This is a genomic window from Marinobacter alexandrii, from assembly GCF_005871205.1.
Lineage (GTDB): Bacteria > Pseudomonadota > Gammaproteobacteria > Pseudomonadales > Oleiphilaceae > Marinobacter > Marinobacter alexandrii.
Genome location: NZ_SWKM01000017.1, coordinates 18,890 through 40,419 on the forward strand (window position 1 = coordinate 18,890; position 21,530 = coordinate 40,419).

General features: G+C 58.8%; 17 protein-coding genes and 3 tRNA genes. 6 read left to right on the plus strand and 14 right to left on the minus strand.

Annotated elements, in window-relative coordinates:
• Positions 1–29: 29 nt before the first annotated feature.
• From FCS96_RS19340 to alaS, 8 genes are all read right to left on the minus strand, one after another.
• Entirely contained in the window at positions 30–539 is a 510-nt protein-coding gene (locus FCS96_RS19340) for a BCAM0308 family protein (protein WP_138442001.1), read from the minus strand.
• A 37-nt stretch (positions 540–576) separates the two neighbouring features.
• Positions 577–768 carry a hypothetical protein gene (locus FCS96_RS19345; RefSeq protein ID WP_138442003.1) on the minus strand — a complete coding sequence of 64 codons (192 nt, stop codon included), beginning with the start codon at positions 766–768 and terminating at the stop codon, positions 577–579.
• 327 nt (positions 769–1,095) lie between these two features.
• Positions 1,096–1,172: transfer RNA gene (locus FCS96_RS19350), tRNA-Arg, on the minus strand.
• A gap of 27 nt (positions 1,173–1,199) precedes the next feature.
• Positions 1,200–1,276: transfer RNA gene (locus FCS96_RS19355), tRNA-Arg, on the minus strand.
• Positions 1,277–1,339: 63 nt separating this feature from the next.
• Positions 1,340–1,429: transfer RNA gene (locus FCS96_RS19360), tRNA-Ser, on the minus strand.
• A 126-nt stretch (positions 1,430–1,555) separates the two neighbouring features.
• Positions 1,556–1,753, minus strand: a complete 198-nt coding sequence (gene csrA / locus FCS96_RS19365) for a carbon storage regulator CsrA (protein WP_007155535.1) — start codon at positions 1,751–1,753, stop codon at positions 1,556–1,558.
• Positions 1,754–1,942: 189 nt separating this feature from the next.
• Positions 1,943–3,181, minus strand: a complete 1,239-nt coding sequence (locus FCS96_RS19370; RefSeq protein ID WP_138442005.1) for an aspartate kinase — start codon at positions 3,179–3,181, stop codon at positions 1,943–1,945.
• Between the two features lie 108 nt (positions 3,182–3,289).
• The gene (gene alaS, locus FCS96_RS19375) at positions 3,290–5,920 is read right to left on the minus strand and encodes an alanine--tRNA ligase (RefSeq protein WP_138442007.1); all 2,631 of its coding nucleotides are present in this window, start codon (positions 5,918–5,920) and stop codon (positions 3,290–3,292) included.
• A gap of 140 nt (positions 5,921–6,060) precedes the next feature.
• Here alaS and FCS96_RS19380 point away from each other — a divergent pair, with 140 nt between their 5' ends.
• Positions 6,061–6,594 (plus strand): RDD family protein, encoded by a 534-nt coding sequence (locus tag FCS96_RS19380; RefSeq protein WP_138442009.1) that lies wholly within the window; start codon positions 6,061–6,063, stop codon positions 6,592–6,594.
• A gap of 15 nt (positions 6,595–6,609) precedes the next feature.
• Here the strand turns inward: FCS96_RS19380 and lptG are convergent, their stop codons facing one another.
• Positions 6,610–7,671 (minus strand): LPS export ABC transporter permease LptG, encoded by a 1,062-nt coding sequence (gene lptG / locus FCS96_RS19385; RefSeq protein ID WP_138442011.1) that lies wholly within the window; start codon positions 7,669–7,671, stop codon positions 6,610–6,612.
• On the minus strand, positions 7,664–8,767 hold the full coding sequence (lptF, locus tag FCS96_RS19390) for an LPS export ABC transporter permease LptF (protein ID WP_138442014.1): 1,104 nt from the start codon (positions 8,765–8,767) through the stop codon (positions 7,664–7,666). The genes lptG and lptF overlap by 8 nt, the downstream gene beginning before the upstream one ends.
• A 247-nt stretch (positions 8,768–9,014) precedes the next feature.
• On the opposite strand from lptF, the gene FCS96_RS19395 reads away from it, so the two are divergent.
• The 5 genes from FCS96_RS19395 to FCS96_RS19415 all read left to right on the plus strand — a co-directional run bounded on the left by FCS96_RS19395 (position 9,015) and on the right by FCS96_RS19415 (position 15,415).
• Positions 9,015–10,508, plus strand: coding sequence for a leucyl aminopeptidase (locus FCS96_RS19395; protein WP_138442016.1), 1,494 nt, complete (start codon positions 9,015–9,017; stop codon positions 10,506–10,508).
• Positions 10,495–11,007 (plus strand): DNA polymerase III subunit chi, encoded by a 513-nt coding sequence (locus FCS96_RS19400; protein ID WP_138442018.1) that lies wholly within the window; start codon positions 10,495–10,497, stop codon positions 11,005–11,007. The genes FCS96_RS19395 and FCS96_RS19400 overlap by 14 nt, the downstream gene beginning before the upstream one ends.
• 86 nt (positions 11,008–11,093) lie before the next feature.
• The gene (locus tag FCS96_RS19405; RefSeq protein ID WP_138442020.1) at positions 11,094–13,946 is read left to right on the plus strand and encodes a valine--tRNA ligase; all 2,853 of its coding nucleotides are present in this window, start codon (positions 11,094–11,096) and stop codon (positions 13,944–13,946) included.
• A 4-nt stretch (positions 13,947–13,950) separates the two neighbouring features.
• On the plus strand, positions 13,951–14,844 hold the full coding sequence (locus FCS96_RS19410; protein ID WP_138442022.1) for a ketopantoate reductase family protein: 894 nt from the start codon (positions 13,951–13,953) through the stop codon (positions 14,842–14,844).
• A 13-nt stretch (positions 14,845–14,857) separates the two neighbouring features.
• A complete protein-coding gene (locus FCS96_RS19415; RefSeq protein ID WP_138442024.1) occupies positions 14,858–15,415 on the plus strand; it encodes a cob(I)yrinic acid a,c-diamide adenosyltransferase in 558 nt (185 codons plus the stop codon).
• A 24-nt stretch (positions 15,416–15,439) separates the two neighbouring features.
• On the opposite strand, the gene FCS96_RS19420 is transcribed toward FCS96_RS19415, so the two are convergent.
• The 4 genes from FCS96_RS19420 to FCS96_RS19435 form a co-directional block, all read right to left on the minus strand.
• On the minus strand, positions 15,440–17,470 hold the full coding sequence (locus FCS96_RS19420; RefSeq protein WP_138442026.1) for a methyl-accepting chemotaxis protein: 2,031 nt from the start codon (positions 17,468–17,470) through the stop codon (positions 15,440–15,442).
• Between the two features lie 126 nt (positions 17,471–17,596).
• A complete protein-coding gene (locus tag FCS96_RS19425) occupies positions 17,597–18,484 on the minus strand; it encodes a histidine kinase (protein WP_138442028.1) in 888 nt (295 codons plus the stop codon).
• A 6-nt stretch (positions 18,485–18,490) separates the two neighbouring features.
• Positions 18,491–19,060, minus strand: coding sequence for a 1,6-anhydro-N-acetylmuramyl-L-alanine amidase AmpD (gene ampD, locus FCS96_RS19430; protein ID WP_171040881.1), 570 nt, complete (start codon positions 19,058–19,060; stop codon positions 18,491–18,493).
• A 136-nt stretch (positions 19,061–19,196) separates the two neighbouring features.
• Positions 19,197–21,500: a DUF1631 domain-containing protein gene (locus tag FCS96_RS19435; RefSeq protein ID WP_138442032.1), complete on the minus strand. Its 2,304-nt coding sequence runs from the start codon at positions 21,498–21,500 to the stop codon at positions 19,197–19,199.
• Positions 21,501–21,530: the final 30 nt, after the last annotated feature.

The window sequence follows — 21,530 nt, forward strand, 5'->3', positions numbered from 1 at the left end:
TTTTTTATTTGATATGGCGCGGCTAGGCTTTACGTGCTCCGCTTCCAGTAGACGCGAACGAGATTTGACTCCTTAGTATACTGGATGTCCAGATCGCCATCGTAGGCCCGCTCAATGGCCTCACCAGTGCTTCGGGCCAGGTGGAGATCCGTAAACTTGACGACCAGCTCTCCCGACCGCCCGTCTTCAATACCCATGAGACGATTAATAGGGTGCAGGCCCTTTTCTTCCTCGACCTTGTTAAAAATCAGCTTCAAGATTTCATCTCGATGCTTTGCAAGAAACGTCCCGGAGAGCGTTAATATACCTCCGGGCATGTCATCCCGTATTCGCTCACAAGCAGGGCACATCATCTCGTGGGCATCACCGTCGGACTCCTCAGACCATTGCCAGCGCCCTTTTCGGAAAACCGCGCGGCATTCCGGGCAGATTGTCGGCTCACTCGGCTTGCTCCGAGCCACGTACGGGTCGTGAATTTCCTCCTTGATCAGCCTATCTCCGCGACCACGCCGGGCCACGTCACCATCTTTGCCGCTCATAGGTCGCTCCCTACCTGTTTTTACGGGTTTTCTGGCTTTACTGCAGCTTGTGGCGGCCAAAGATTTCGCGAATTTCCCTTTCGGTTTCTGCAGGCGCAATAACCTTTACGACCTTCGCGTCCTCATCAATGTAGATGTTATCTCTGGGAATACCCGTTGCGATTAAGTCGTCCCAAGTGTTCTTAGCTTGATCATGATCCTGATAAGAACCATTTATGGTTTTATTCATGGGCAAACCTCACCTTTATTTTTGATGCGCTTACATCTAGAAGAATAGGCAGGAAAGCGAGGTCTGATCAAATATTGATCAGAGCAGAATTGACGGAGCGCAAATAAAAAACCCCGCACTAGGCGGGGTTCTTTGTTTAATATGGCGCGGCTGGGAGGATTATTCGGGCCTTCGGCCCTCCCCCCTTCGGGGCCGCCGTCGCAGGGCTCCGGCGTTCCTCACCCCACTACGTGGGGATCGGTCGAACCTCTTGTCGGCTCAAATCCTTTCAGACTTCGAGATCTGTAAACAAAAAACCCCGCACTAGGCGGGGTTCTTTGTTTAATATGGCGCGGCTGGGAGGATTCGAACCTCCGACCGCCTGGTTCGTAGCCAGGTACTCTATCCAGCTGAGCTACAGCCGCCTAAAACGGGGCAAGGTCTTAAAGAAGTGGCGCGGCTGGGAGGATTCGAACCTCCGACCGCCTGGTTCGTAGCCAGGTACTCTATCCAGCTGAGCTACAGCCGCGCATTCATCACTTGCTGAGGTTGAGTGCTACGTCAACCTGTCCTCTTTTCCAAGACAGGAAAATGGCGGAGAGGGAGGGATTCGAACCCTCGGTACGCTTTCGCGTACGGTTCCTTAGCAGGGAACTGGTTTCAGCCACTCACCCACCTCTCCTTGAGAACGGGGCGTATACTACCATAAGATTTCTGTTTTCATAGGGTTGACACGATTTTTTTTGATCCCGATTTGCCGAGAAAATAAAAAAGCCGCTCAGGTTTCCCTTGAACGGCTTTTTCTCTTTCAGCTGTTGCCGGGTTCTGGCTCCTCAGAGCCCTTCTCCGACTGTATACGCTGATAGATTTCTTCCCGATGCACCGCAACTTCTTTTGGCGCGTTAACGCCGATGCGCACCTGGTTTCCTTTCACTCCCAGGACGGTGACGGTAATTTCGTCTCCGACCATCAGAGTTTCGCCAACACGGCGAGTCAAAATCAACATATCCCTTACTCCCTATCCAGAGCTACCTGTTCCGACAAATTGTTTCTTCTTGGTGTTCTTTAATTTATAGCGAGACCACGTTCTCATCATAAGACGCACAACCCCTTATACGGATGCACGTTCTCATAAGCTCAGCAAATGGCTCTCTTATTTGGGCGGGCCTACCCTCTCAATCTGGCAACTGCCCATTCAGTCCTCTTCCTTTACCACAAGCTTATCCAGCTCGAACTCACTGTGCAGAGCTCGAACTGCCAGCTCAAGATACTTCTCATCGATCACCACGGAAATCTTGATTTCCGACGTGGAGATCATCTGAATATTAATGCCCTCGTTGGACAACGCCTCAAACATCCTTGTGGCAACACCCGCGTGCGAACGCATGCCAACACCGACGATGCTAACCTTGGCGATCTTGCTGTCACCGCTGACTTCGCGAGCGCCCAACTCATCTGCAACACCCTGCAGAACTTCCTTCGCACGCTTGAAATCGTTGCGGTGCACGGTGAAGGTAAACGCGGTCTTGTTATCCTCGCCCACGTTCTGAACGATCATGTCTACTTCAATATTAGCATTACTCACCGGTTTCAGAATGCGCAGTGCACTCCCCGGCGTATCGGGAACGCCGGCGATGGTCAGTTTTGCTTCGTCGCGGTTAAAGGCGATGCCGGAAACAACCGGTTGCTCCATGACGTTTTCATCCTCAAAAGTAATCAGGGTGCCTTCCCCTTCCTGGAAGCTGGAAAGAACCCGTAATGGAACGTTGTATTTGCCTGCAAATTCGACTGACCGAATCTGGAGAACCTTGGATCCCAGACTCGCCATCTCAATCATTTCTTCAAAGGTAATGCGATCCAGGCGCCGGGCGCTGTCAACCACTCGGGGATCAGTGGTGTAAACGCCGTCCACGTCAGTATAGATCTGACACTCGTCTGCCTTCAGCGCAGCTGCCAGGGCGACGGCCGTGGTGTCTGATCCACCACGACCAAGCGTGGTGATATTGCCGCACTCATCGATGCCCTGGAACCCTGCTACGACCACTACCCGGCCTGAGTCCAGGTCTTCGCGCATGCGCTGCTCATCAATCTGCTTGATGCGCGCCTTGGTATGGGTGCTGTCGGTAACAATCCGCACCTGAGAGCCGGTGTAAGAACGGGCCGCGCAACCGCGCTTCTGCAATGCCATGGAAAGTAAGGCAATGGTAACCTGCTCGCCGGTGGACACCAACACGTCCATCTCCCGGGGCGTCGGCTCCTCCATGATGTTGCTGGCCAGGCCAATCAACCGGTTGGTTTCACCGCTCATAGCGGAAACCACCACCACTACATCATGACCTTCCTTCCGGAAACGGGCGACCTTCTCCGCAACCGCTTCAATACGCTCGGTTGTGCCAACCGAGGTACCACCAAATTTCTGAACCAACAGAGCCATTTTTTTCCCAATATCTGAAACGGGGACTCACAGCGAGGCAGGGCCTCGCCAGTCTCAAGAGCAAGCGAGCAGGAGTATAACCTCCTAGCCCACCTTACAAACAGTTAGTTAAGCTATATTTTGCTCAATCCAGGCAGTCACCCCGGCTAGCGCCTCCGCCAATTTACTCGGATCACTACCGCCGCCCTGGGCCATATCGGGCCGGCCGCCGCCTTTGCCATCAACCTGGGCCGCCAGGTGCTTCATCAGGTCACCGGCCTTTATCTTGCCCGTGGCGGACTTGGTCACACCAGCCACCAGCGTGACCTTGCCGTCGTCCACACTGGCCAGCACAACCACGCCCTCACCCAGCTTGTTCTTGAGCTGATCGGCGGTTTCCATCAGGGCCTTGCGATCGGCGCCTTCCAGTTCGGAAGCCACCACTTTCAAACCAGCCACCTCGACAGCGGAACCCGCCAGGTCACTGCCGGCGGAACTCGCCAGCTTAGCCTTCAGGGCGTCGACTTCTTTCTCGAGCTGACGGCTGCGATCCAGGGTCTGCTGCACTTTTTCAACCACCGTGTCGCGGGTCGCCCGGACCAAACCGGCGGTGTCGCGCAGGGTACGCTCGGTGCTATCTACCCACTCCAGGGCACCCATGCCAGTCACCGCTTCGATACGGCGAACACCAGAGGAAATACCGCTCTCCGAGGTGATGCGGAACAGGCCAATGTCGCCCGTACGCGCAACGTGGGTGCCGCCACACAGTTCTACCGAGTAATTGTCGGCACCCATGCTCAGCACCCGCACGGTATCACCGTACTTTTCACCAAACAGAGCCATGGCGCCTTTTTCCTGGGCCTGTTCCATGTCGGTGATTTCGGTTTGCACCGGAGTGTTGTCGAGAATCAGCTCATTCACCTTGCGCTCAATCTCGGTCAGCTGCTCCGGGGTAACGGGCTCGAAGTGCGAGAAATCGAAACGCAGTTTGTCCGGATCCACCAGCGAGCCTTTCTGGTTCACGTGCTCACCTAGAATCTTGCGCAGCGCCGCATGCAGCAGATGCGTGGCAGAGTGGTTGCGCTTGGTGCGCTCACGGCGAACGTGATCAATGCGCGCATCCACTTCCAGACCCGGGAACAGTTCACCTTCAATCAGCGTACCCACGTGCAGGTGGTTGTCGCCTTCCTTGCGGGTGTCGGTGACCTTGAACCGACCACCACTCCAGGTCAGCAGCCCGGTATCACCCACCTGACCACCGGATTCGGCGTAGAACGGCGTGCGCTCCAACACCACAACGGCCTCGTCACCGGCTTCAGCGTTCTTTTCTTCGCCGCCGACAATAACGGAACGAATGCGCTCGTGGCCGTCGATATGATCGTAACCGGTAAATTCGGTCTTACCTTCGAGCTTGAGCCCGGCGGCGTTGTAGTCGATGCCGAACTTGCTCGCGGCACGGGCCCGGTCACGCTGGGCTTCCATAGCTTTCTCGTAGCCTTCGTAATCCAGGGTCAGACCACGTTCGCGGGCGATATCGTTGGTCAGGTCGACCGGGAAACCGAAGGTGTCGTAAAGAGTAAAGATGGTTTCGCCCGGAATTACTTCGCTTTTCAGTTCAGCGATGTCCTGCTCCAGCAGACGCAGGCCTTTGTCCAGAGTTTTGGCGAACTGCTCCTCCTCCTGCAGCAACACCTTTTCGACCTGCTTCAGGCTGCTGACCAGCTGCGGGTAAGCCTCCCCCATCAGGTCGGCCAGGGGGCCGGCAAGCTTGTAGAAGAACGGCTGGGTAGCGCCCAGCTTGTTGCCGTGGCGGGCAGCGCGACGGATGATGCGACGCAGTACAAAACCGCGGCCTTCGTTCGAGGGCATAACGCCGTCGGAAATCAGGAAGGCGCAGGAACGAATGTGATCGGCCACCACGCGCAGGCTGGCCTCGCTGGCATCCACACCACCGAGCACGTCAGAGGCCGCTTTCAGCAGATTCTGGAACAGATCGATCTCGTAGTTGCTGTGCACGCCCTGCAGCACGGCAGTAATACGCTCCAGCCCCATGCCGGTGTCTACGGACGGCTTGGGCAGGTTCAGCATCTCGCCATCGGCGGTGCGGTTGTACTGCATGAAAACCACGTTCCAGATCTCGATGTAGCGGTCACCGTCTTCCTCGGGGCTCCCCGGAGGTCCGCCAGCCACGTCCGGGCCGTGATCGTAGAAGATCTCAGTGCACGGACCGCAGGGGCCGGTGTCGCCCATCTGCCAGAAGTTGTCGGACGCGTAACGGGCACCCTTGTTGTCACCAATGCGGACAATGCGGTCGGCCGGAACGCCGATTTCCTGGTTCCAGATATCAAAGGCTTCATCGTCGTCGGCGTAAACGGTCACCCACAGCTTTTCCTTGGGCAGCTTCAGCCACTCATCACCGGTCAGAAAGGTCCAGGCGTAGTTAATCGCTTCGCGCTTGAAGTAGTCACCGAAGCTGAAGTTGCCCAGCATTTCAAAGAACGTGTGATGACGCGCGGTGTAACCCACGTTTTCCAGGTCGTTGTGCTTGCCGCCGGCACGAACGCACTTCTGCGAGGTCGTGGCGCGGGTGTAGTCACGCTCTTCCCGGCCAAGAAAGGCGTCCTTGAACTGGTTCATTCCCGCATTGGTGAACAGCAACGTGGGGTCATCCGCCGGAACCAGCGAACTGCTTGAAACAATGGTGTGGCCTTGCTGTTTGAAATAATCGAGAAATGCCTGTCGCAACTCAGCGGTTTTCATAGCCCTTTGATACCTTTCCAGAAACTTGCCGTAAATCCGGCGCGTCCGCGATTGAATACGAATACTTACATGCGTGTGCAAATCCGCTACTCTAGCACACGCCGAGAACGGGAAAAACGTGAAACCGCACAGGAGACCCCATGCCCCGACGCTTCCATGATGCCGAGAAACTGTTGCCACCCGCCACATTTCTGAAGCGTGCACTCGCTATTATCTATGACGGTCTGATCAGTATCGCGGTTCTGCTTGTGGCGACCTGGATTTACACCATGATTGGCGGCTGGATCACCGGCTGGGACAAGTTTGAGGAGATGGCGGAAGCGGGACAACTGGCCGGAGATCCCGGTCTTACCTTTGCTCTGTTCCTGACGCTGTACCTGTTCTTCGCGTATTTCTGGACTCGCATCGGTCAGACCCTCGGCATGCAGGTCTGGCGCATTCGCATTGAAAACCTGGACGGCACTTCAGTGAGCTGGAGCCAGGCCCTGCGCCGTTTCGTCACCGCCGCCGCGGTGATCTTCGTGACTTTGCTGGCAAGCTATTACGTGGGCGCCATCACCCTGATCGTCACCCTACCGGCGGTAATCGCCCTGTTCTTCCCCATCAATGGCCTGTCGGTCACCGACCGCCTGTCCGGCAGCGTGGTGGTACAGGTTCCGAAAGAAGGCAAATAACGGCCGGCCTCCGAATTAACCGGCCCGGCGCATCAGGATGGCGCCGGCCGCCGCGCTGATCGCAATCGGGATCAGTACCGCCAGCATCGGGTTAAAGCCATACACCAGGCTCATGGGCCCGAGCAGATCCTGCATGTATTTGAACAGAAGACCCACCAGCAAGCCGGTGAATACCCGGAACCCCATGGTGACCGACCGCAGCGGGCCAAATATAAAGGAAATGGCCACCAGCACCATTACCCCGGTACCCAGGGGCATCAGTGTCTTCTTCCAGAATGCCAGCCAGTACCGCGACGCGTTTAGATCCTGCTCTTCCAGGTAACTGGCGTAGGTAAATAGGCCAGTCATCGAGAGATTCTCCGGCTTCACGATCAATACGCTTAACACCTGGGGCGAGAGCCCGGTGTCCCAGCGCATGGACTGTTCGGTCTCCCGTTTTGTTCCCGTGTCTTCAATCAGGGTCCTGCGGACATCCTCCAGGCGCCAGTGGTCACCCTGAAATATGCCGCGCTTGGCAAAGCTGGCCGACTGCAACTCCCGCGCCTCATTGAACCGGAATAGCGAGACCCCGTGCAGCACGCCATTGGGTTGCACAGCATTGAGATGGATAAAGAAATCGCCTTCCCGGTGCCATACCCCTTGGGCCGACGCCACGTTGCTGCCGGCACCCAGGGCCACCGCTTTCTCACTCTGCGCCAGACGCTCGGCCGGCGGCGCCACGTATTCACCGATCAGCACTCCCAGAACCACGACCACCAGGGCTGGCTTCATGGCCGACCAGACGATGCGTTTCAGGGAAACACCGGCGGCCCGGATGACCGTCAGTTCAGACGAACTGGCCATGGAGCCAAGCCCCACCAGACAGCCCATGAAGGCGCCCAGGGGCAGGTAATCGTAGATGCGCCGAGGCAATGTCAGAGCCACGTACCAGAGTGCTTCCAGGGTCTGGTAGTTGTTGCGGGTGTCTTCCAGCTCGCCGATGAACCCGAAAATCAGGTCCAGCGACAGCACCACCACCATGACCAGAAACATGGCACCGCCAACGGTGCGCATGACATAACCATCAATCCTACGCATGGCTACGCGCCTCCTTCAGGGCTCGGCGTTTATGCAGCCACGCCGGTCCAAATTGTAGCCAGAGCCCAAACGCCAGGAACAGGGCGTGCACCCAAAGCATCCCGATCCACTCTGGCACCTTGCCATCGGCGAGGGCATCTCGGGCTACGATCAGAAGGCCCAGATAGGTGATATACACCAGCATCGCCGGCAGCAGGTGAAAGAACCGGCCCTGGCGCGGATTAACCCGGCTCAGGCGAACCGCCAGCAGGGTCACTATGGGTACAATCAGCGGCAACGAGAAGCGCCAGTGCAGGAGCGCACGATCCTCGAGGTTGTCCGACTTCATCAGGGCCAGAGTACTGAGCCCTTCTTCCAGTTCCCGGGTGCCTTTTTCGCCGCTTTCGATTTTCAGACCGTAGGCCTCAAACCCTGTGATGTTGTAATCCAGGCGGCCGGGCTCGCCATTAAAGCGGCCGCCTTCTTCCAGGATCAGGAACCGGCTGCCGGTCTCGCGATCAATCAACTGGGATCCGGAGTTGGCCGTAAAAATGGTAACGCCCTCCCCGTCTTTGCCGTACTCCGCAATAAACACTCCGCGCAGCTCCCGCTTATCGTCGCTGAGCCCTTCGGTGTAGGTCACTCGGTTGCCGGCACTGAAATCCTGAAAGCGACCGGGCGCCAGCATTTCGAATTCAGTGGCCTGGCGCTGTTCGTTGAATATCTGCTCCACCTGTTTCATACCCCAGGGCGAGACATACAGACTCATGGCGCCGACCACGACCATCACCGGGAGGCTGCCCAGCAGAGTTTTGGTCAGCAGTTGCCGGTCGCTCACGCCACAGGCGAACAGCACCGTCATTTCACTTTCGAGGTACATGCGCCCGTACGCCAGCAGAATGCCAATGAACAGGCCCAGCGGCAGGATCAGTTCGAGGAAGCCGGGGAATCGGAACGCCATGATCGAGAACAGGACATCGGCAGCAATCTCGCCCTCTGCGGCGCTGCCCAGGTACTTCAGGAACCGGCCGCTCATAAACACCAGCAACAGAATGCCGGAGACAGCCACCATACTGATCATCACCTGGCGAATTAGATAACGGAAAATAATGGTCAAAAGGATCTCTCTGCCGGTGCCGGTAAATCATGGAGGAAACAGGTAACTGCGCGTATTCTATGTAACCTTCGGGCCGAATGACAGAGCCGGGACAATACAGACGGCCCTGGCGCGTGGCTCTCGCGCAACTGTCGCGTAAGTAGCCCCGCGGCTTGATAAATCCCGGGCCGGCCCCAATGCTAGACTAGATCGGAAATCACTCCCGCCGCCGGCGGACAGTTCTTCAGAACAATCTACAGGAGTTGCCATGAATTTCAGCCTGAGCAGTAAAGCCATTGCCAGCACCAAAGCCGACAGTCTTGTTATTGGCCTGCCCGAGAAAGGCACCTGGCCAGCATCCACGACTCAGGCAGATGAGGCGCTGGACGGGTTGATCAAGACACTCCAGAAGAACGGCGACATCAGTGGCAAAAACGCCACCACCCGTACCGTGCCACTGAGCAACCAGCCCTGGAGCCGAGTTGTGGTTGTTGGCACTGGTAATGACAGTGATCGCACCCAGGCGACCTACCGCAAGGCCCTGATCGCGATGGTCGGAGCCCTCAAAGACGGCCCGTCCAAATCCGCCCTGATCACACTGGCCGACACCGCCGTTACCGGCACCGACGCGGTCAGCTCGGAAGAGGCTCGCCTCAACCTGATCGGTCGAACTCTGGAAGAGCAGCTTTACACTTTCAACGACTACAAGAGCGACAAGCCGGCCGCGCGCAAGCTCAACAAGCTTGTGGTCACCGCCTCCGGCAGCGGCAAGGGTTTGAAAGACGCCTTCAATCTGGGTCTGGCGACCGGTCGCGGCATGAACTTTACCCGCGACCTGGGCAACACCCCGCCCAACATCTGTCACCCCGAGTGGCTCGCCCAGCAGGCGAAGCGGATGGCGAAAGAGAACGACTGCATCAAGACCGAAGTGCTCGACGAAAAGCAGATGGAAAAGATGGGCATGAACACCATCCTCGCCGTCGGTAAGGGCAGCACCCAGCCGCCACGCCTGATCGTAATGGAGTACCGTGGTGGCAACCCGAAGGACAAGCCGTATGTGCTGGTCGGTAAAGGCATCACCTTTGATACCGGTGGCATCAGCCTGAAGCCGGGCGCTGGCATGGACGAGATGAAGTACGACATGGGCGGCTCTGCCAGTGTCTTCGGCACCATGCAGGTCCTGGCGGAAACCCAACCCAAGATCAACGTGGTGGCGGTAATCGCGGCCGCTGAAAACATGCCGGACGGTGGCGCCTGCCGCCCGGGTGACATCGTCACTACCCTGTCGGGCCAGACCGTCGAGATTCTGAACACCGACGCCGAAGGCCGCCTGGTACTGTGCGACGCCCTCACCTACGTCAAGAAATACAACCCGGAAGCAGTGATCGACATGGCCACCCTGACCGGCGCCTGCATCGTTGCCCTGGGCCACCACGCCACTGGCCTGCTGGCCAACAATGATGAGCTGGCGAATGAGCTGCTGGCCGCCGGCGAACGCTCCGACGACCGCGCTTGGCGCCTGCCGCTGTGGGACGATTACCAGAGCCAGCTGGACAGCAACTTCGCCGACATGCAGAACATCGGTGATCGCTCCGCCGGCACCATCACCGCGGCGTGCTTCCTGTCCCGCTTCGCCAAGGAATACCGCTGGGCGCACCTAGATATCGCCGGTACCGCCTGGCATTCAGGCAAGGCCAAAGGCGCCTCCGGCCGCCCGGTTCCCCTGCTGGTTAACTACCTGATGTCTCATGCCGGTAAATAATACCGACGGACACCCGGAGCCGGGCAGCACCGCTGCCCGGGCCTCCGGACAGAGCGACGCCAATCAACGCTACTGGTTCCACATCCTGGCCCAGAACACGCCTGCTGCCCGCAACCTGCACGCCGCCAAACTGGTGGACAAGGCCTGGCAGCAAGGCGATCGCGTCTGTGTGGTCTGCGATACCATGCAGCACGCTCAGGAACTGGACGACCTGCTCTGGAACTTCAGTCCGGATGCGTTCATCCCGCACAGCTTAGTGCCCGATTCCGCCACCACCTGTTCCGAGCCCGTTGGCATTCTCCTGCGCCCACCCGTGGCCGAGGACTGGGACACCGTGATCATCTTGTCGGCTAACCTGCCGGCCGACGCCGACCGCTTCAAACGGCTTGCCCTGGTTGCCCATAACGACCCCGCGGTTCTGAACCAGGCACGATCACACTTCAAGCAGCTGCGGGCTCTCGGTATCGAACCGAAAGTCCACGATCAACGAAAGCGCTGAGGTTCGCTGCAAACAAGGCGAGCATGTATAATCGTGCGTCCTGAATTTTCCCTTGCGAACTAACCAACGGTCACCTGCAGAAACCCATGGAAAAAACCTACCAGCCAGAAAATATCGAGCGCCAGTGGTACGAAAACTGGGAAGCCAAGGGCTATTTCCGCCCCTCCGGTGAAGGCGAGTCCTACAGCATCGCCATTCCGCCACCCAACGTTACCGGCAGCCTGCATATGGGCCACGCGTTCCAGCACACGATCATGGACACGCTCACCCGTTACAAGCGCATGCAGGGCCACAACACGCTTTGGCAGGTAGGCACCGACCACGCCGGCATCGCCACCCAAATGGTGGTGGAACGCAAGCTGGCGGCAGAAGAGGACAAGACCCGCCACGACCTGGGCCGCGACGAGTTCATCAAACGGATCTGGGACTGGAAGGAAGAATCCGGCGGCACCATCACCCGCCAGATGCGTCGTCTGGGCAACTCTGTAGACTGGGACCACGAACGCTTCACCATGGACGACGGCTTCTACAAAGCCGTTCAGGAAGTCTTCATCCGCCTCTACGACGAAGGCCTGGTGTACCGTGGCAAGCGCCTCGTGAACTGGGACCCGAAACTGCACACCGCCATTTCCGACCTGGAAGTGGAGAACAAGGAAGAAAAGGGCTTTTTCTGGCACCTGCGTTACCCGCTGGCTGACGGCGCCAAGACCCAGGACGGCAAAGACTATGTCGTCGTCGCCACCACCCGCCCGGAAACCATGCTGGGCGATACCGCCGTCGCCGTGCACCCGGACGACGAGCGCTATCAACACCTGATCGGCAAGCACGTGTTGCTGCCGCTGGTGAACCGCCGGATTGCTATTATTGCCGACCACCACGCCGATCCGGAAAAAGGCAGCGGCTGCGTCAAGATTACCCCGGCCCATGACTTCAACGACTACGCCGTGGGCAAGCGCAATGAGCTGCCGATGATCAACGTGATGACCCAGGACGCCAACATCCGGGACATTGCCGAAGTGTTCAATTCCGACGGCACCGAGAACACCGACATCGACGGCCAGATGCCAAGCGTCTACACCGGTCTCACTCGCGAAGCAGCCCGCAAAGCCATCATTGCCGACCTGAACGAAGCCGGCCTGCTGGAGCGGGAAGAAGACCACGTGCTGAGCGTGCCCCGGGGTGACCGTTCCGGCCTGATCATTGAGCCGATGCTGACCGACCAATGGTTCGCCGACGCCAAGACCCTGGCCAAGCCGGCCATTGAAGCGGTCGAAGACGGCCGCATCCAGTTCGTGCCCAAGCAGTACGAGAACATGTATTTCTCCTGGATGCGTGACATCCAGGACTGGTGCATTTCCCGCCAGCTCTGGTGGGGCCACCGTATTCCGGCCTGGTACGACGCCGAGGGCAACATCTACGTTGGCCGCAGCGAAGAGGAGGTACGCCAGAAGCACAACCTCGACGGCGATCTGGAACTGTCCCAGGACGCCGACGTACTGGACACCTGGTTCAGCTCCGCCCTGTGGACCTTTGGTACCCTGGGCTGGCCCGAGATTACCGAACGCCTGAAGCAGTTCCACCCGACCGATGTGCTGGTCACCGGCTTCGACATCATTTTCTTCTGGGTCGCCCGGATGATCATGATGACCATGCACTTCATGAAGAACGAAGATGGCACTCCGCAGGTGCCCTTCCACACCGTGTACGTAACCGGTCTGATCCGGGACGAGCACGGCGACAAGATGTCCAAATCCAAGGGCAACGTGATCGATCCCCTGGACATGATCGACGGCATCGGCCTGAACGACCTGCTGGAGAAGCGCACCGGCAATCTGATGCAGCCGAAACTGGCTGAGAAGATTGGCAAGCGCACGCAGAAAGAATTCCCGGAAGGCATCACCGCCCACGGCACGGACGCCCTGCGCTTCACCCTGGCGGCCATGGCGACCACCGGTCGAGACATCAACTGGGACATGAAGCGCCTCGAGGGCTACCGCAACTTCTGCAACAAGTTGTGGAACGCCGCGCGCTATGTGCTGATGAACACCGAAGGCGAAGACTGCGGCGTGAATGACGAGCCAGTCGAGCTGTCCCTGGCAGACCGCTGGATCATCAGCGAGCTGCAGACCTGTGAGCAGGAGGTGATGCGTCACCTCGACCAGTACCGCTTCGATCTGGCCGCCTACGCGCTGTACGAGTTCATCTGGAACGAATACTGCGATTGGTACCTGGAGTTGTCCAAACCGGTGCTCAGTGACGACAGCGCCAGCGCCGAAGCCAAGCGTGGCACCCGCCGCACCCTGGTCCGGGTACTGGAAGCCGTGCTGCGGGTCGCGCACCCGATCATGCCGTTCATCACTGAGGAAATCTGGCAGCGGATCGCTCCGCTGGCGGGCAAATCCGGTGACAGCATCATGCTGCAGCCCTACCCGCAACCGGACAGCGGCAAGCAGGACAGTGCCATTACCGCCGATATCGAGTGGCTCAAAGGCGTGATCCTGGCCGTGCGCAACATCCGCGGCGAGATGAACATCTCCCCGGCCAAGAAAGTTCCGGTGCTGCTGCGTGGCCAGAGTGGCGACGACAAACGCCGTATGGACGACAACCGACAGTTCCTGGCGTCACTGGCGAAGCTGGAAAGCCTGGACTGGTTTGACGGTGGCAAAGCCCCGATGTCCGCCACCCAGCTGGTGGGCGAGATGGAAGTGCTGGTGCCCATGGCCGGTCTGATCGACAAGGATGCCGAGCTCAAGCGCCTGGACAAGGAACTGGAGCGTCTGCAGAAGGAAATTGGCCGCCTCGAAGGCAAGCTGGGCAATGAGAAGTTCACCGCCAAGGCGCCCGCCGAAGTGGTGGAGAAAGAACAGGACAAGCTCCGGGACGCCCAGAGCAGCCTGTCCCGTCTCAGTGAGCAGCGGGCCGACATCGAGGCCATGTAACCGCATGATTGCCATTCTTGGCGCAGGTGCAATGGGGCGGCTATGGGCCGCCTCATTGCCCGCCGATGAGACCGCCTTCATTGCCCGCCCCGGGCACAGCCCCAGCACACCTCTCAGCTACAACTTTCTCGCCCTGGATGGCACCGAACGCTCGGTTACCCTGCCCTGGCTTGCACCCTCACAGAGTCCCGACCTGCTACTGGTTACCACCAAGGCTGGCGACACCCTGACGGCTCTGGAGGCCATAGCCGACTCTCTGCAACCCACTGTGCCTATTGTCTTGTTCCAGAATGGCCTGGGCAGTCAGCAACAGGTGGCGGAACGCTGGCCGGAGCGACCGATTCTGGCCGCCAGTACCACCGAGGGCGCCAATCGGCCATCGCCCGACCGGGTGGTGCATGCCGGCGCCGGAGCCACCTGGCTGGGTCCGATGACCGCCCCGGCAATTGCGGTCCTGGCCGAGTGCGTTAAAGCGCTGGCCAGCAGCGGCCTTACCGTGCACCCGGAGTCCGATATCCTTGGCCGGTTGTGGCAGAAGTTGGTGGTCAATGCCGGTATCAATCCGTTCACCGCCCTGCTCGACTGTCCCAACGGCGACATTCTTCACGCCGATCTGTTCCTGAACCACATTGATGGCCTGTGCGAGGAAATCGCCCGACTGATGGTGGCGGCATGTCAGCCAGAACAAGCGCCCTCGGCCTTGAGAGAACGCATCGAAATCATTGCCCGCAATACCGCTCGCAATACCTCCTCCATGCGCAGCGATGTGCAGAACGGACGCACCACCGAGATTGATTACATCAATGGCTTTCTGGTGCGGCTGGGCCGGTCAAAAGGAATTGCCACGCCGGTGAACCAAATGTTGGCGGAGCGGGTACAACAACTGTCACTAAATTAACAGGAGCACGCCCATGGGCAATCGCCTTTCGAAGATCTACACCCGAACCGGAGACGACGGCTCAACCGGCCTGGCCGATGGCAACCGAATTGCCAAGAACGCCCAACGGGTTGATGCCATGGGCACCGCCGACGAGCTGAACTGCCATATTGGCCTGCTGATCGAAACCCTCGACAGTGATGATGAGTTGATCGAAAGCCTGCGCCGGATCCAGCATCACCTGTTTGATCTGGGTGGTGAATTCGCCATTCCGGGCAGCGTCGTGATTGGCGAGGATCATATCAACTGGCTGGAACAGAGCCTGGACACCTACAACGAGGGCCTGCCGCCGCTGAAGAACTTCGTGCTGCCCGGTGGCTCGCCCGCGGCCGCCCAGTGCCACCTGGCCCGAGCCGTGTGCCGCCGGGCAGAGCGCATCGTGGTTGCCCTGGGGCACGAGGATTCGATTAACACCGCATCACGGCAGTACCTGAACCGGCTCTCGGACTTGCTGTTCGTTGTCGCCCGGGTACTGGCGAGACGGGAAAACGGGGAAGAGATTTTGTGGGAACAAAAAAAATCCGGCCTTTAAGGTCGGATTTTTTATTGAGGCAGCTTATACCCTGAACGCTTCCACTAAACGCTGCAGCGACGCGGTTAATTCCGACATCTCCCGGGATGAGCCCAGGGTTTCCTCGGCGTTGGCCGCCGTTGTCTTGCCCAAGTCACCGATCTGTTCAACGCTGGTGTTCACGTCCTTGGCGACCGCTGACTGCTCTTCCGCCGCCTGGGCGATCTGATGACTCATGTCCACGATGGTTGAAATGCCCTGAGCAATGCGATCAAGCGCTTCGGTGACCTCACCAGACTTAGTCACCGTTTTCTCAGTCACGTCCCGGCTGTTGGTCATCGCCGACACTGCGTCCTTCACGCCGCTCTGCAGCCGCGAGATCATGCCCTCGATTTCTTCCGTGGACTTGTGAGTCCTCTGGGACAGTGAGCGCACTTCGTCGGCAACCACAGCGAAACCACGCCCCTGCTCGCCCGCACGAGCCGCCTCGATCGCGGCATTCAGCGCCAGCAGGTTGGTCTGCTCGGCAATGGCCTTGATCTCTACCAGTACCTGGCTGATGTTATCGCTGTCGTGGCTAACCCGGTTAATCACGTCAACGGCCCCGGAAATCTCCGTCGCCAGCCGGTTGATGGTTTCGACGGTGTCGGCCACTACCTTGCGCCCGGTCTCGGTATCGCTTTCGGCAGTACCGGCGCTGTCGGCCACCCGATGGGCGCTTTCGGTCACTTCGTTGACCGCACTTACCATCTGGTTCATGGCCTCATTGATCTGGCCACTCTCCTCCATCTGGCGGGCCACCGCCTCGCTGTTGGCGGCTGCCGTATCCTTCACCCGCGTTGCTTGCTGGTCAACGTCGCCGGTAGTGCGGCTGACTGAGCGGATCAGTTCTGCGATGCGGTCGGTCATGCTGTTGAATTCGTCAGTCAGCTCACCCAGCTCATCCTGGTTCCGCAGCTGGATGTGGGTGGTCATATCGCCCGCCGCCACATTCCGGGCCGCCTCGGTAAAGCGGTTGATCGCATTGCGCACCGACATGAAGAAACCCACGTACAGATACACCACCACCAACAGGATCGCGATCAAGGCAACCACAATCAGCCGACGCTGATTCACTTCCTGCTCCAGACGTGAGGACAAGTTGGCCTCAACCACGTCAAAGATGGCCAGGGTCAGCTCGTCATAGCTATCAAGCTGATCACGAATCTGGCTGTCGTATTCCTGCCAGGGCATTTCAAGGCGCATGGGCGAAATCACCTTCAGTTCCAGCAGATCGCGCACTACAGCCAGGCTTTCGTTAACCTGTTCGATGCTGTTGCCGGCTTCTTCGGACAACTGGTCAGAGGCCTCGGAGGCCACCGACAACGCCGGTTCAAGCAGTGAAGCGCGGTTGGTCAGGCGATCATAGATACTGTTCAGCACCTCGCTCAGGGCGTACCCGACCTGGCCTTCCACCAGGGCAAAGCTGCCGTAGGAACGGGCCTGGCCGATGACACTGCGGGCTTCCGGCAACGCCTCGCGCACCAGCCCCAGCAGCAACTGATTCTGCCGGGAGGAATCCTGCCCCAGGCCGGAAATCTCGACGGTGGCTGGTAGCAAGGCCACCACTTTCTGGACGAATTCCTGGTAGTACTTGAACTGGGGATCGATGTTGCCCTGGTAATTATCATCGGCGCGCAGGGCTTCCCAGTCCTGCTGGAGAGCCGTCACCTGCTCCGCCCAGGAACCGGATGCGTCAAACGAGCGCTCCTCCTCCAGCAGTGTCTCGAAGATGGCGTCGACCGTGTCGGCCGCTTCCTCAGAGGCAGCAATCAGTTCGTCTTCGTTCTTGAGGATGCCGGGGGCGCGGTAATCTCGATACGCCATGGTAGAAGAGAGTAATTGCTCTGCCTTACGCAGCTGCTCAAGGCCTTCGACACCGCGGGTCATGGTCTGCACGGATTGATTCAGTTGCGACATGACCAGCCAGGACAGCCCACCGATGGGTAACAGGAAAAGAATGCTGATCAGGCTGAATTTATACACCATGGGCAGCCGATTCATCAGTGCTATGGCGGGATAAATTAGTTGGTTCATGGTCGCTCTTCTTATTGGCTATTCAACAAATGAACGTTGGTTCTTATTTATTATTATCGTCTAAGGCGCTAGAACCTTGAGCATTATTTGTTGTTTTAAAATGTTATGTCATTGACCCGGCTGCCGTTAGGCAATGCCAAAAATCACCAGCAACGCCAGCGCACAGATCCAGACCAACATGCTTCGGTTCAGCAAATCCCGGATCGCACTCAGACTTCGGGCCCCGAAATCAGCCCACTCCTCCGGGTGCATCTGCGAGAAACGATTTGGATCCAACGCATACCCGGTTAACGACCCGTTGGCGGAAACCATGAGGGTGTCTGCAACATTTTTATGAATTCGCCCCGCCCCATCGGGCGATTCCCTAAGCCATCCAGCCAGATCCCCGGCGATCCCGAACGTCACCGACAACAGCCGTACCGGAATCCAGGCCAGTATCTCCGCGTATCGCTCAAACCGGGGCCGTGCCGCCGCCCGGGGCCACTGTTCGGCCAGCGCAACCATGCCCCGGGCCAGAACCGCCACGCCAACACCACCGACCACGTACCAGAAAGCGACCAGGAAAAAGCGCTGAAATACAGTCACCATGAATACCCGCGCAACCGACAGGTGCAGGGCATCTGGTGACAAAGCCGCGCCCCGCTCGTCCGCGGGCAGGCGATCCTCAACGTTGCGCCAAGCCGCCTGCATATCGCCCCGGCGCCAGGACATGGAGTAAGCGCGAAGTACTGCGTCCCATCCCGGCGCCCCCATCAGCAACACCAGAATCAGAATTTCCAGGGGATAGCCGGCTATTTGCCAGCCAACGACATCCAGCGCGTAGATTCCCAGCCCCGCCACCAGCGCCGGCAGGACAACCAGCGTCAGGCCGCCAACGACGCCGTTCTCGTGCCCGGCTTTCACCGTGTCGGCGCGATGGAACCAGTGCCGCCAGAGCTTGTCACCGGAGACTCGGTTGGCGGTGTCGAGCTGGCGTCGAATCACATAGGCAAGCAGAAAAACAATCAAAACCATGAAGCGTCACTCCCCGACGACTGCAGCGTTGGCCAGTACGGCACGGAAATGAGACCAGTCAAAGAACGGCCCCGGATCGGTCTTACGGCCTGGAGCGATATCGCAATGCCCGGTCATCCGGTCCGGCGTAATCCTGGGCCAGGCAGCCATGATCAAATGGGTCAAGTCGGCCAACTGACGATACTGATCTTCGGTGTAGGGCACGTCATCAGTGCCCTCAAGCTCAATTCCAATGGAGAAATCATTGCACTCCTCCTCGCCCTGAAAACTGGAGCGACCAGCATGCCAGGCGCGATCAAGCAGGCTGACAAACTGCACCACCGAGCCATCCCGGCGAATCAGGGCATGAGCCGATACCTGCATGCCGGCAATGGTCTCAAAATAGGGATGGGCCGTGTGGTCCAGCCGGTTGCAGAAGAAGTCCTCAATCTCTGGTCCGCCAAACTGACCCGGTGGCAGACTGATGTTATGCACGACGAGCAGAGAGACCGAGGCTTCATCCGGGCGCGGGCCAAAATTGGGAGAGGGGCACCAGCGGGCCTCGGGCAGCCTCCCGGTCTCGCGGAGTGTGGTGATGGTTTGGTCGGAAACGACCTGTCGGGCTGGTTCGGCGTCTGAGTTCGGCAAGGTAAATCCAAAAGTATCAGGGCATTACAGAATGCCCTGATTGAAGCACAAAGACGCCTGCTTGGCTACGACTGGCAGGAGGACCTCAATCCTTGCGGCTGCTGCGCAGGTTATCGATGATGGATTCCAGGGCCCGGTCAAAAATCAGGCCGTCATCCAGCAGGGTGATTTCGCTGGCAGCCATGGCGGCAGCCAGGTTCTCGCGGTGATACTCCGCCACCTTGGCGCCACTGCGATTGACGAAAATATACTTGCCGGTGGCCTTGATGAACGCCGCCAGCTTGCAGCGCACTTTCGTGTCGTCTCGGGACAGTTCGATCCACGAGCCGACTCTCAGGCCATCCGCACGCTTAAGCCATTCCTCGGCCAGGCCCGGTTTAGGCTCGACCACGTCTGGCACGACAGATGCACTATCGACCTCAGCCTCCGGACTGCGCACTGCCTGCGGCAGAGGCTCAGGTTCCGCAACCGGTTCAGAGTCTACCGGCGCCAACCCCTCCGCGCGGGGACGGGAAGGTGCCGTCACCAATTGCTGGAACACGTCCACGTGCACCAGTTCCAGATCACGAATCGCCGAATCAGTGGCAAATGGATCCCAGGAAATTTCCTGCAGCGCCTGGCGCAAGTCATCGACGATGACGGGAATCGCTCGCAACAGGTCGCCGCGAGTGGTCTCGGTAACCGGATGCGGCGCGACACTCCAAACCAGGCGCTCGGTCAGTTCCCGGGCCTCGGTCCAGCGCTCACTATCCAACCCCTCACGAAGCACCACCCACTGCAGATATTTTTTCCAGGCATCCTGCAACAGCTCACTGACGGGCGCCGGCACCTCCCGATCGATGAGCAAGTCATCCATCAAATCGTGGACGGCGTCAGCGGCTTGCTCCTGCTTCGCGCGCCCCTCTTCGGCATCCCGCAGCCGTTGTTCAACCAACTCCCGACGACGACGGTCCAGATCCATGAAATGGCTGAAGTCTTCCAGCAACTCCTCGAACAAACCAACGTTGTCGGTGAAGTCGTTCAGGATCCGATCGACCACCGATTCAATCTTGTCCCGCAGCGGATCGCGCTGCCCGGACCGTTTCTCGGCCCAGCCAATGGCTGACATCGCGAGCTCGTTCAGCAGCTTGCGAACCGGGTGACCGCCGCGATTAAAGAAGTTCCGGTCACTCAGGGCAACCTTCAACACGGGAATCTGCAGCCGGCCGATCAGGGACTTCATTACCGGATGAAGCTGGCGATCTTCCAGAATAAAATCAAACAGCATGGACACCAGATTGATAACATCATTGTCGATCTGTCCCACTTCGTAGGATTTACCGTTACTGGCAGTCAGCACTGGCACCAACTGATCGTTCAATGCGACGACCCGACCCTCGCCCCACTGGCCACAGGTAGCCTGGACCTCGCTCAACCGGGCCATCAGGCCATTGGTGTCCAGGTGCCCTTCACTGGAGCCCACAGCGTGATTCGCCCAGGAACCGCCACCCTGGTGCAGCAGTGCGCTCAGTTCCGAGAAGGTGGCCTGGGGTGCAAACTGTTCACTGTAACTGCCCATATCGACCTGAGGCGCATTACCGCGGCTCGGCGGTGATACAACATTTGAATGCCCGCGACCTGACATTCCGCCGTGCGGAGCCGCGCCGGCCTCAGTCCCGCCAGTCGGCGCCGTGCTCTGACTCGGTCGCGACTGTCCCACGGGTGGCCGTTTCAGATCCGGCAACACCCCTTCCGCCACCAGGGTGCGATTGGCTTCCTGATAAAAGTCACCCAGAGTATCGGCCAGCAGACGATCAAACATCTTCAACACCACCAGCTTGGCCCGAATATCAATGTCCAGGTCGGCACAAGCCTCGGCCACGCCGCCACAAATCACCTCCGGGCTCAATGGCATCTGGTTGTCTGCCAGATCCACCTTGGGGACCAGGTGGCTGACACGCACCGACAACAGGCGAATCTGGTCGGTATAGCGGTTGCGTAATTTGTTGATCAGGTTGTCGACGGCAACCTGCTGTTCGAGCTGGGAATGGTCCAACAGACTGAGGGAATCCTGATCCACCTCACCGAGCGAGCCTGAGGATTGGCGCGGTTTGAACTTACCAATATCGTTGAAGGCCTGACTGACATACTGCAACACGGATACGACCATTGCCTTGCGCTGGAGCCGAAGTTCGCGCATGGCGTCAAAGTAGGCAGCCTGATCAACGTTGGTGGCGGCGCGATCGGCGAGTTCGAACAGGGCGTCGTCCGCCCGATCGAAGAAATTCGCCAGCACTTTCTGCAGCGACTGACCGGATGCGTCACGTAATCGAACCAGCGACTGCGGCAACGAGAATCGCTGCAGCGGCCTTTGGCCAGCCAAACTGACAACCTTGTTATCCTGCGCCATTACTATGCTCCGGGTCTGATCGCGCGAATG

Coding starts and splice junctions, on each gene's coding strand:
- FCS96_RS19340 (WP_138442001.1), bottom strand. CDS start 539: ATGAGCGGCAAAGATGGTGACGTGGCCCGGCGTGGTCGCGGAGATAGG.
- FCS96_RS19345 (WP_138442003.1), bottom strand. CDS start 768: ATGAATAAAACCATAAATGGTTCTTATCAGGATCATGATCAAGCTAAG.
- csrA (WP_007155535.1), bottom strand. CDS start 1,753: ATGTTGATTTTGACTCGCCGTGTTGGCGAAACTCTGATGGTCGGAGAC.
- FCS96_RS19370 (WP_138442005.1), bottom strand. CDS start 3,181: ATGGCTCTGTTGGTTCAGAAATTTGGTGGTACCTCGGTTGGCACAACC.
- alaS (WP_138442007.1), bottom strand. CDS start 5,920: ATGAAAACCGCTGAGTTGCGACAGGCATTTCTCGATTATTTCAAACAG.
- FCS96_RS19380 (WP_138442009.1), top strand. CDS start 6,061: ATGCCCCGACGCTTCCATGATGCCGAGAAACTGTTGCCACCCGCCACA.
- lptG (WP_138442011.1), bottom strand. CDS start 7,671: ATGCGTAGGATTGATGGTTATGTCATGCGCACCGTTGGCGGTGCCATG.
- FCS96_RS19395 (WP_138442016.1), top strand. CDS start 9,015: ATGAATTTCAGCCTGAGCAGTAAAGCCATTGCCAGCACCAAAGCCGAC.
- FCS96_RS19400 (WP_138442018.1), top strand. CDS start 10,495: ATGCCGGTAAATAATACCGACGGACACCCGGAGCCGGGCAGCACCGCT.
- FCS96_RS19405 (WP_138442020.1), top strand. CDS start 11,094: ATGGAAAAAACCTACCAGCCAGAAAATATCGAGCGCCAGTGGTACGAA.
- FCS96_RS19410 (WP_138442022.1), top strand. CDS start 13,951: ATGATTGCCATTCTTGGCGCAGGTGCAATGGGGCGGCTATGGGCCGCC.
- FCS96_RS19415 (WP_138442024.1), top strand. CDS start 14,858: ATGGGCAATCGCCTTTCGAAGATCTACACCCGAACCGGAGACGACGGC.
- FCS96_RS19420 (WP_138442026.1), bottom strand. CDS start 17,470: ATGAACCAACTAATTTATCCCGCCATAGCACTGATGAATCGGCTGCCC.
- FCS96_RS19425 (WP_138442028.1), bottom strand. CDS start 18,484: ATGGTTTTGATTGTTTTTCTGCTTGCCTATGTGATTCGACGCCAGCTC.
- FCS96_RS19435 (WP_138442032.1), bottom strand. CDS start 21,500: ATGGCGCAGGATAACAAGGTTGTCAGTTTGGCTGGCCAAAGGCCGCTG.